Genomic DNA, 9,482 nt, shown 5'->3' with positions numbered 1-9,482 from the left:
TGACGGTGCTGCTGGTCGAGCAGAACGCCAGCCGCGCGCTCGGCATTGCCAACCGCGGTTACGTCATGGAGTCCGGCCTGGTCACCATGAATGGTGAGGCCAAGGAAATGCTTAACGACCCCAAGGTGCGTGCTGCCTACTTGGGTGAATAGTTTGGGATCAATTGTTGATTGAGAGGCGCTACTTCCCACGTCTGTTGGATCGGGTAATTCACCATTGGTGAAACTCAGTCCAAACCCTCAAGCAACACACCAATAGTAAGGAGATACGCATCTGAAATTTCAACACTATGGCCTGGTTCTCACTGCAATAGGGCTCATTGCAACCAGTGCCATTTCGCAAGCCGTCGTGACAATTGCCCATGTTGCACCGACGACTGGTGCCATTGAGCATCTGTACTAGGCACACGTAATGGGGTGCCTCCTCATGAAACCTAAGCGTGTTTTGGTCTTAGGGGCGGGGTGCAATCTCGTTTACGAGCAGCACTACTTTCTTGGCTGAATATTCATGAGCCTTCTAGTAGGTAGAAGTTATTTTCTGGTGTAACCCCCCAGCGAGTCAAGACGCAATTTAATCCAATCGATTTCTCAGGAGAAAAAATGAAAAATGTAACTAAGCCGTTCGTTAGTATCGAGGCCATTCGCGAAACGCAGAACGCTGTGCGCAAGCAACCCGAACTGGGTAACGTGACGTTCAAGGTTCGCGGCGCGGCAAAGGGGGGTTTGGTCTTTGTGGGTGAAACTGGTCCCTTGATTCAAAACGGACAAGCTGATCAAAGTCGTTCCGGAAAATATTCAGCTATAAGCGACGAGCCTGTTTCATTGCTTGGAACTGACACGGGTATAAGCCCAGCGGAGTACATTTTGCAAGCGTTGGCAGGATGCTATACGGTAACTCTTGCGTCAATGGCAGCCGCAAAGGGCATCGATCTTGACGGCATTGAACTCGATCTGAGTTTCGATATCAATCTCAATGGTTTTCTGGGCCTAGACGAAAAAATCCGCAAAGGCGCTCAGGGTATCAATGTCGATGTGAAACTGGAAAGCAGCTCTTCCACTCGAGAACAGCTGGAAGAGTTGGTTCGTGAGTTGCCAATGAATTCGCCGATCCATGACACATTGGCAAATCCGGTGAAGGTCTCGGCGCGCCTCTGCTAGGCATCTTTTTATTTCGCAGCACTGCAAAGCGGTTAGGTAGCTCCATGCAAACTAACCGCTTGATCGTATCTGCACGTAGAAAGTGTTGGTGTTAGGCTGAGATGATGCAGAAAGCGTACAACGCGTACCTTCACTAGAAGGCGGTGGCGCGCATGCCGAACCTCAGGCAGCAAAGCTACCAATCAGAAGGTATTATTTGGGCATGGAAAACACTACCCGTACAAAGATCATGGAGGCAGCCGAGCACCTGCTGCGCACACGTGGCTACTCAGATTTCAGCTACGCCGATTTGGTTGAACAGGCAGGCATCCGAAAGCCGAGCATTCATCACCACTTTCCGACTAAAGAAGATCTCGGTGTAGCAATCGTTAGCGACTATCTTGTAAACTTCAAAGCCACGCTGGACGACACTCTCGTTTGCCAGCCAACCGCAGCGGACCGGCTTGCTTTCTACGCAGAGTTTTTTACGGAGATCCTTGAGGATGGCTCGTTTCCGCTTTGTACTGCGCTTGCGGCAGAACTTGGTACGCTTCCAAAGAGCATGCGTGACCAGACTGTCCAATTCTTCAATATGCATCTTGCTTGGTTGGAGAAAGTGGTTGACATCGGCAAGGCCAAAGGTGAATTCACGAAGGCTCCAGATGGAGAGCGTGCGGCGAAAGTATTGTTGAGTGCGCTTGAAGGCGGGGCAGTCGTCGGATGGGCACTATCTCGCCCTGAAGTGGTGCGTTCCAGCTTTGATGAAATCATTTTGCTATGGAGTGACGCCCCAAAGCCTCATCGTTCCCGACGTCCAATCAAAAAATAAGAATTTAGAGGAAGATTCTGCTGATCCGATCAGGTATCGGTCGTCTCTGCTGCATCTCTTGCCCGCTTCAGTTGAATGGAAAAATCTTACGTGACGGAATTTCCCTCGTGGGTAACGCAGGCACGCGACTGAGTAGAGGGCACCAGGAAGATGCGCGCAAATGAGCATTCCGAGCGAGTCATTCCGATCGGGAATGGGGGCGTGGAGAGAATGACTACGAAAGACCGCCAGTGTGGCGCCTGAGTCGTCGAAAGGACCCAGAAACGCAGGCACTCGGACGGTGGTAGGCCGCCACAATTGTGGCCTCCCATTCGTCGTCTCCGTGCTGAGTGGATTCAGCCGGCGCATGCAGTCCAGCATCAGGCGCGATCCTGCATCAATGATCGCTAATTTTTTTCCAACGGTAACCGAACTGCCTTGGCGTCAAACCCAAAGACTGAGCCGCTCGGGACTGATTTCCGCCGTGAAGACTCATGGCCTTTTGGAGCTCTTCTGGACCATGTGAGGTACTTTGGAGGTAGTCCCGCACCAAAGGGACCTGGTGAGCGGGCGAGGTAAATTTGATGGACGGTTTCTCGCGCCCTCCGGGTTTCGTCTTCTTCGAATCAGGTAGCCAGGCTTCWATTTCCTTGCGGGAGACGGTCGACTGGTCTGTGAGCAGCACGGTCCGCTCGATGACGTTGGCAAGCTCCCGGATGTTGCCATGCCATGGCTGCTCTTCAAGAGCTTCGAGCGCTTGAGTCGTGAAATGGACATTTCGCTGATTCTGCTGGTTGGTCCGGTTCAGGAAGTGGAGGGCCAAGGGACGGATGTCTTCGCGCCTCTCGGACAGTGAAGGCAGCCGGATCGGGATGACGTTCAACCGATAGAACAGGTCTTGCCGGAAATTGCCTTGCTCCACCTCGGCTGACAAGTCCCGATTGGTCGCCGCAGCCACGCGCACGCTGATCGCAATCTCTCGCTTCGCGCCGAGCCGGATGATGGTTCCCTCCTGCAGTGTGCGAAGCAGCTTTGCCTGCATCGCGAGCGGCATCTCGCCAATCTCGTCCAGGAAGATTGTCCCTTGATTGGCCTGCTCGAACCACCCGGCGCGCGAGGTCGACGCACCGGTGAATGCCCCCTTTTCGTGGCCGAAAAGTTCCGATTCGAAAAGTGTCTCCGGGATGGCTGCGCAATTCACCTTGATGAAAGGGCCATCGTGGCGATCGCTGGCCAAATGCAGGGCGCGTGCAAACAGCTCCTTGCCGGTGCCGGACTCACCCAGGAGCAATACGCTGGCCGATGCGCGGGAAACGCGCTCGAGCTCCTCCAGCGCTCGCAGCAACGCAGGCGAGCGTCCAATAATTCCGTACCGGGCCGTAGCGGATTCCAATGCCTTGCGCARCATCTCGTTCTTGCTCTCAAGTGCACGCGTCTGAGCGGCCACGAGTTGACGCAACTGCAGGATTTGCCCCACCAAGGTGGCCAGCAGCCGCATCACCGCGACGTCCTCACTGATGGCTCGGTTCCTGCGGCGTATCCGGTGAGCAGCCAGCACCCCTACGGTGACGCGGGCGAGCTCAATGGGCACCGCGATGAAGGCAACTGTTTCAGGCGGGAGTTGGTCGCGCTTGACGGACTTGGCCAAAAACCGTGCGTCCGCATCGATATTCTGCACGATGACGGGCTGCCCGGTAGCCAAGACCGCTCCTGTGATGCCCTCGCCCACCGCATAGGTTCCGCGCGAAATCTCAGCCTTGGTCAGGCCGTAGGCGAAACGGATGGACGCTCCCTCGTCCGATGACGGCGGATGGTCGATGGCCTCGTTCAGGGAATTCAGCAATACGACGCGCCCCCGGTTCAAGCCGAGGAGCTCGGACATGAGGTGCAACATCTCCCTGAAAACCACGTGTGGTGCCAGGCTCTTGCCAACCAGGCGCATGACTTCACCGAGCAGAAGGTGTTCCTGTTCACGCCAGGTTGGTTCGTTTCGAGTTGTGCCGGCGTGCCGGTTTTCAGGTGCTTTTACCATTCTTGTCCAGCTGGGGATATGCGGCGTCGTACGTGGCGGGCTTTTGACAACATAGTACCAAGCATCGAAGATGCTGATACCGCTACAGAACGTTCAAAGGTATTTTCAGGTATCTGACGCCATTCGCCTCGGGCGGCGGAAGCTCACCCGCCCGGATGTTCACCTGGATCGCGGGCAAGATCAGCGCAGGCATGCTGAGAGTTGCATCCCGGCGCTGCCGCATCTCGACGAATTCTTCCTCGGTGATGGAGTCGCGCAAATGGATGTTTGCCGCGCGCTGCTGCGCCACTGTTGTTTCGAAGCAGGGTAGTCGCCCGTCGGGCGGGTAGTCATGGCACAACAGGAGCAAGGTCCCGGGAGGCAATTGCAGTAGCCGCCGTGCCGAGTAAAAAAGGGTGCGCGCGCTGCCCCCGGGAAAGTCACACCTGGCGCTGCCGACATCCGGCATGAAAAGCGTGTCCCCAATGAAAGCGAGGGTGGGCTCGTCTGCTGCGCCATCAACAGCGTAGGCTACATCGGCCGGCGTGTGCCCGGGCACGTGCATGGCATGCAACCTCAACGGACCGACGGAGAACTGCTCGTCCGGCTCAAACAAATGGCCGAACTGGTAGCCATCGAGCCTGACCTCCGGTGCGAGGTGAAAAATCTTCTGAAACGCGTTGTGGACTTTGAGAATGCCGGAGCCTGCAGCGATCGTGCCGCCAAGGATCTGCTGCAGATAAGACGCGGCGGAAAAGTGATCCGCATGTACATGTGTCTCGAGCAACCATTGCACGCGCAGTTGATGTGAACGCACGAATGCRATGACCGATTCTGCCGACGTCGTGTGCGTTCGGGAAGCCTTGGGATCGAAGTTCAGTACCGAATCGATGATCGCGCAGTCGCTTCCATCTCCTGAGTACAGAACGTAGGTAAATGTGGATGAGTCGGTGTCGAAAAAGGCTTCAACTCGAGGTGAGGCGGGCAAGGTCATGGAGCAAGGGCGCCTTAAGCAAACCAGGTTCGATAGAGCAGCGCCACGGCCACCGCGATGCAGAGGGAGGCGAAGCCGGTCTGCAGAGTCTTGCTGCGCACCCGAGGCTCCAACTGCCTGCCTGCAAGCATCCCGGTCATCGCCGCCAAGATGAAGGCAAGACCTGCAGAACCAACTTGAGCTCCAGCGTGAAGGGCGCTGGCAGTCGCGCCTACAGACACTAAAGCGATGATAAAAAGGGAGGTTGCAACGATGCCGTGCATGCGAATGTCAGTCCATTGGCGGAAGGCTGGAACGATGAGAAATCCCCCTCCGACTCCCAGCATTCCGGTGAGCAACCCCGAGCACGACCCGATGCAGCACAGCGTCGCAGTACATCGAGAGGTCCAGCGCAGACGCCCTGTAGACGGATCGAGAACACAATTCTTCTCTGCGGCCGAGATCACCTCTGCTGGAAGGTCGCCACTAGCGGAAGCACTCCGTACGTCCTGCCGCAGCAGGCGCGCGGCGGCAAAGAACATGGCAGCCGCAAACAGCGTCATGAGCACCGGCTGGGGCAGGGCATGGGCAATCCAGACGCCGACGGGAGAAAAGCAGATGCCGAGTGACGCCATCAGCAGCGCGGCGCGCCATCGAACGAGACCCTTGCGCAGCCCATCGAAAGCACCCAGCGCTGCAGAGCATCCAACGGCCAACAATGCGACCGGTGTGGCGGCTTGTGGCAGCCAGCCCATCCCCAAAACCAAAGCAGGGACTGCAAGGATGCCGCCACCTGCACCCGTGAAGCCGAGTACGAGACCGACTGCGGCACCGTAAACAAGGGTCAGCATCATGAAAAAAACGGGCGCGATGTTCTGGCGCAATGCTGTCGGGGTGGTGTATCAGTACTGCTTGTAGGGCAGGAACTTGCCGCTCATGACGATGCGGACGCGATCGCCGTTCGGGTCGTTCTCTCGCTGCAGGTCCATCTTGAAGTCGATGGCGCTCATGATCCCGTCGCCGAATTCTTCATGGATGAGCGCCTTGAAGGTTGTTCCGTAGACGTTCACCATCTCGTAGAAGCGGTAAATGAGCGGGTCGGTTGGCACCGAGGTTGGCAGCGAGCCCTTGTAGGGAGTCACGGTCAACCACTTGGCGTCTTCCTCGGTCAGATCGAAGATCTCGGCCAGGATGGCGGCCTGAGGTTTGCTCAGCGTCATCTGTCCCAGGCAGGCGGAGGCGACCCATTCTTTGCTGAGGCCGACCTTGGCGGCTACTTCGGCCCACTTCAGTTCTTTGGAAACCTTGGCGGCGATGATTTTTTCGGTGACTTCGTAACGGCTCATGAGTATTCCTGTGATGGAGGGATGAAAAACGGGGGGTGGGGAGTTAGACCACGCGCTGCAACCGGACCGGTGCCACCGCGGCATCGTCTTCGACGGGCTGCTCGCTGGCGTCAATGGCGTTCAGGCCAGGATGCACAAAAGGGGGTTTGGCCGGCGCACGACCATGGGAAAGGTCCTTCGAGCGAGCCACAAGGAAGTCCATCAAGTGGTTGCGGATGCTGTAGTACTGCGGAACATGGTGCAGCGTCGCGCGCTGGCGGTCGACGGGCATCGTGTTAACCACGATTTCAGCAACACGGGCCTRCGGACCGTTGCTCATCAACAGGATCTTGTCGGCCAACAGGATCGCTTCGTCCACATCATGTGTGATCATGAAGACGGTCTGGTTGGCTTCGCGGCAGATCCGCAGAAGTTCGTCCTGGATGGTGCCGCGTGTCAAGGCGTCAAGTGCGCCGAAGGGTTCGTCCAACAGCAACATCTTGGGCTGGATGGCGAAGGCACGGGCGATGCCGACCCGCTGCTTCATGCCGCCGGACAGGGCCGAGGGCTTTTTGTCAATTGCATGGTTCAGCCCGACGAGGTCCACGTACTTCTCGACGTGCTCCTTGACCTGCGCCGCGTTCCAACCCGGCCACTTGCTTCGCACAGCAAACGCGATGTTCTTACGCACGGTCAGCCAGGGCATTAGGGCGTGGCCTTGGAAAACCACGCCGCGATCAAGGCTCGGCCCGGAGATTTCGCGGCCGTTCATGATGACCACGCCGCCGCTGGCTGTTTCCAGGCCCGCCAAGACGTTCAAAATGGTGGTTTTGCCGCAGCCCGAGTGGCCGATGATGCAGGCGAACTCGCCCTCGGCCAGCTCGAAGTTGACGCTGTCGAAGACAGGCTCCGCTCCGGCGACGTAGGACTTGGTCAGGCCTTCCACCTTCAGCAAGACAGAGGCCTTCTTGGCGTTGGTTTCTTTAGTCCGCATAGGTCACCGCCTTCTGTGCTTTGGCAAAAGCCATGTCGAGGGCCATGCCCACAACACCGATAGCGAGGATTGCAAAGATCACGTTGGTGAGCGAAAGGTTGTTCCACTCGTTCCAGACGAAGTAACCGATGCCGGTACCGCCGACCAGCATCTCTGCGGCAACGATGACCAGCCAGGCAATGCCCATGCTGATGCGCATGCCCGTCAAGATCGTCGGGGCCGCCGCGGGCAAGATGACTTGCAGCGCCTTGCGCATCGGCCTCACCTCGAGGGTGCGGGCCACGTTGAGCCACTCGCGGCGAACCCCCGCGACCGCGAAGGCCGTGTTGGTCAGCATGGGCCAGATCGAGCAGACGAAGATCACGAAGATTCCGGAGATGGATGAGTCCTTGATGGTGTAGAGCGCGATGGGCATCCAGGCCAAAGGCGAGATCGGCTTGAGCACTTGGATGAAAGGGTCAAGCGCTCGATACGCCAACGGGCTCATACCGATGAGAAAGCCCAAGGGAATGGCAAACAGCGCTGCCAGGCTGAAGCCCAACGCGACCCTACCGAGGGAGTAGGCGATCTGAATGCCGATTCCTTTGTCGTTGGGGCCGTTGTCGTAGAAGGGATTCGACAGCTGCCTGGCAATCGTTGAGCCCATTTGAGCCAGCGTCGGGAATGACGACTTCGTTTCTGCCGGGTTGAGGCCCCCCGGGTCCTTACCCATCAGCTTGGCGTATTCCACTTGCTCAGCCGTCATGCTGGGTTTGGAAGCGGCTATTGGCAGCGTCGCGATGTGCCAGATGGCCAGGATGACCACCAAAACCATCACCGAGAGCACACCCGCGCGGAGTCGAAGTTGTTTTGGGTCCGTCATGGCTCAGGCCTTCCTGATGGCGAAGCTGTCTGCGTAGGCCTGCGCCTTCGCGGGGTCGAAGGTCTTGCCCATGATTTCGTATTTGGGATAAGCACCGCCGTCGGAAGCTTGTTGACCCAATTCGCGCATGGTCTTCTTGGCATCGGTCAGCAAAAAGACCTTTTCAGCGACCTGCTTGTAGTCAACGCTGCCCTTGATGTAGCCCCAGCGCTTCATCTGGGTCAGCATCCAGACCGCCATCCCCTGCCAAGGCATGGGATCGAAGTCCACGCGTGCGGGAACGTTCATGATGTTGCCCAGGCCATCGGCAAACTTGCCGGTCAAAACCTGCGCCACGACCGCTTCAGGCTGGTTGAGATACGCTTGAGGCGCGATCACCTTGGCGATCAGTTCGCGATTCTTGGCGTCGCGCGCCATGGCGGCTGACGTTAGCACTGCGCGATACAGCGCTGCGAAGGTATTCGGGTTTTTCTGAATGAACTCCGCCGACGTGCCAAAAGCGCAGCAAGGATGGCCGTTCCAGATATCGCGTGTCAGGAGGTGAATGAATCCGACTTCCTCAACTACCGCACGCTGGTTGAACGGGTCCGGGCCCAGGAACCCGTCGATGTTGCCGGCACGTAGATTTGCGACCATTTCTGCCGGCGGCACAACGCGCAGCTGCACGTCACGATCCGGGTCGAGGCCTGCTTCGGCGAGGTAGTACCGGAGCAGGAAGTTGTGCATCGAGAACTCAAACGGGATCGCGAACTTGAAGCCTTTCCAGTTCTTCGGGTCCCGATTTGCCTTGTGCTTGAGCGCCAGCGTGATGGCCTGACCGTTCACGTTCTGAATTGTTGCGACATTCATCGGTTGCACGGTCGAACCCAAACCCATCGAGATGGCCAGGGGCATGGGCGAAAGGAAGTGCGAGGCGTCGTACTCGCGGTTGAGCATCTTGTCGCGCACCAGCGCCCAGCCGGCGGTTTTGACCAGGGAGACTTCCAGGCCCTGCTTGCTGTAGAAGCCGAGAGGCTCGGCCATGATGAGCGGCGTGGCACAGGTGATCGGGATGAACCCGATCTTCAGGTTTTTCCTCTCGATTGCGCCACGCTCCTGGGCCATTGCCTGGAGGCTGGCGACCGGCAACAGGCTGGAAATTGCTCCCATGGCGGCGCCTTTTCCGACAGCGCGCAGGAATCGTCGCCGCACGACATCTTGCGGAAAGATTGCCTTGACGAGGCTTGCTTCGATGAACTGGTTGGAATAGTCCTCGAAGGTTGAAGTCTGGCTGCGACGGATCAACTCTTTCGCTGCAAGAGCAGAGCTGGCGGCTTCGTGTTCATCGTGAGACGAATGGCGACCACAAGCGCAGTTCATGACAAGCGGTTTGT

The 9,482-nt window shown here is 57.7% G+C and carries 9 protein-coding genes and 1 pseudogene; 3 read left to right on the top strand and 7 right to left on the bottom strand.

Annotated elements, in window-relative coordinates:
• The 3 genes and pseudogenes from AC1D1P_RS07415 to AC1D1P_RS07405 form a co-directional block, all read left to right on the top strand.
• Positions 1-152: pseudogene (locus AC1D1P_RS07415) on the top strand (ABC transporter ATP-binding protein); the annotation flags it as partial.
• Between the two features lie 447 nt (positions 153-599).
• Positions 600-1,157, top strand: coding sequence for an OsmC family protein (locus tag AC1D1P_RS07410; RefSeq protein WP_477672551.1), 558 nt, complete (start codon positions 600-602; stop codon positions 1,155-1,157).
• Between the two features lie 202 nt (positions 1,158-1,359).
• Complete coding sequence (locus AC1D1P_RS07405; protein ID WP_477672550.1) at positions 1,360-1,965, top strand: TetR/AcrR family transcriptional regulator; 606 nt, start codon at positions 1,360-1,362, stop codon at positions 1,963-1,965.
• Between the two features lie 376 nt (positions 1,966-2,341).
• Here the strand turns inward: AC1D1P_RS07405 and AC1D1P_RS07400 are convergent, their stop codons facing one another.
• From AC1D1P_RS07400 to AC1D1P_RS07370, 7 genes are all read right to left on the bottom strand, one after another.
• On the bottom strand, positions 2,342-3,976 hold the full coding sequence (locus AC1D1P_RS07400; protein ID WP_477672549.1) for a sigma-54-dependent Fis family transcriptional regulator: 1,635 nt from the start codon (positions 3,974-3,976) through the stop codon (positions 2,342-2,344).
• An 82-nt stretch (positions 3,977-4,058) separates the two neighbouring features.
• Complete coding sequence (locus AC1D1P_RS07395; RefSeq protein ID WP_477672548.1) at positions 4,059-4,949, bottom strand: MBL fold metallo-hydrolase; 891 nt, start codon at positions 4,947-4,949, stop codon at positions 4,059-4,061.
• Between the two features lie 14 nt (positions 4,950-4,963).
• Complete coding sequence (locus tag AC1D1P_RS07390; RefSeq protein ID WP_477672552.1) at positions 4,964-5,782, bottom strand: sulfite exporter TauE/SafE family protein; 819 nt, start codon at positions 5,780-5,782, stop codon at positions 4,964-4,966.
• Positions 5,783-5,830: 48 nt separating this feature from the next.
• Positions 5,831-6,274 carry a cyanase gene (cynS, locus tag AC1D1P_RS07385; RefSeq protein WP_477672547.1) on the bottom strand — a complete coding sequence of 148 codons (444 nt, stop codon included), beginning with the start codon at positions 6,272-6,274 and terminating at the stop codon, positions 5,831-5,833.
• Between the two features lie 43 nt (positions 6,275-6,317).
• Positions 6,318-7,247, bottom strand: a complete 930-nt coding sequence (locus tag AC1D1P_RS07380) for an ABC transporter ATP-binding protein (protein WP_477672546.1) — start codon at positions 7,245-7,247, stop codon at positions 6,318-6,320.
• A complete protein-coding gene (gene ntrB / locus AC1D1P_RS07375; RefSeq protein WP_477672545.1) occupies positions 7,237-8,109 on the bottom strand; it encodes a nitrate ABC transporter permease in 873 nt (290 codons plus the stop codon). Before ntrB ends, AC1D1P_RS07380 begins: the two co-directional genes overlap by 11 nt.
• Positions 8,110-8,112: 3 nt before the next feature.
• Positions 8,113-9,482: CmpA/NrtA family ABC transporter substrate-binding protein (locus AC1D1P_RS07370; protein WP_477672544.1), on the bottom strand; the 1,370-nt coding region annotated here is incomplete at its 5' end.

The sequence above is a fragment of the Polaromonas sp. P1_E1_2 genome (genome assembly GCF_056406035.1).
This window is presented reverse-complemented; position numbering and strand designations above follow the sequence as displayed.

What these genes read in the sequence shown, in the direction of transcription:
- ntrB (WP_477672545.1), bottom strand. Translation starts at nt 8,109, where the DNA reads ATGACGGACCCAAAACAACTTCGACTCCGCGCGGGTGTGCTCTCGGTG.
- AC1D1P_RS07410 (WP_477672551.1), top strand. Translation starts at nt 600, where the DNA reads ATGAAAAATGTAACTAAGCCGTTCGTTAGTATCGAGGCCATTCGCGAA.
- cynS (WP_477672547.1), bottom strand. Translation starts at nt 6,274, where the DNA reads ATGAGCCGTTACGAAGTCACCGAAAAAATCATCGCCGCCAAGGTTTCC.
- AC1D1P_RS07390 (WP_477672552.1), bottom strand. Translation starts at nt 5,782, where the DNA reads ATGATGCTGACCCTTGTTTACGGTGCCGCAGTCGGTCTCGTACTCGGC.
- AC1D1P_RS07405 (WP_477672550.1), top strand. Translation starts at nt 1,360, where the DNA reads ATGGAAAACACTACCCGTACAAAGATCATGGAGGCAGCCGAGCACCTG.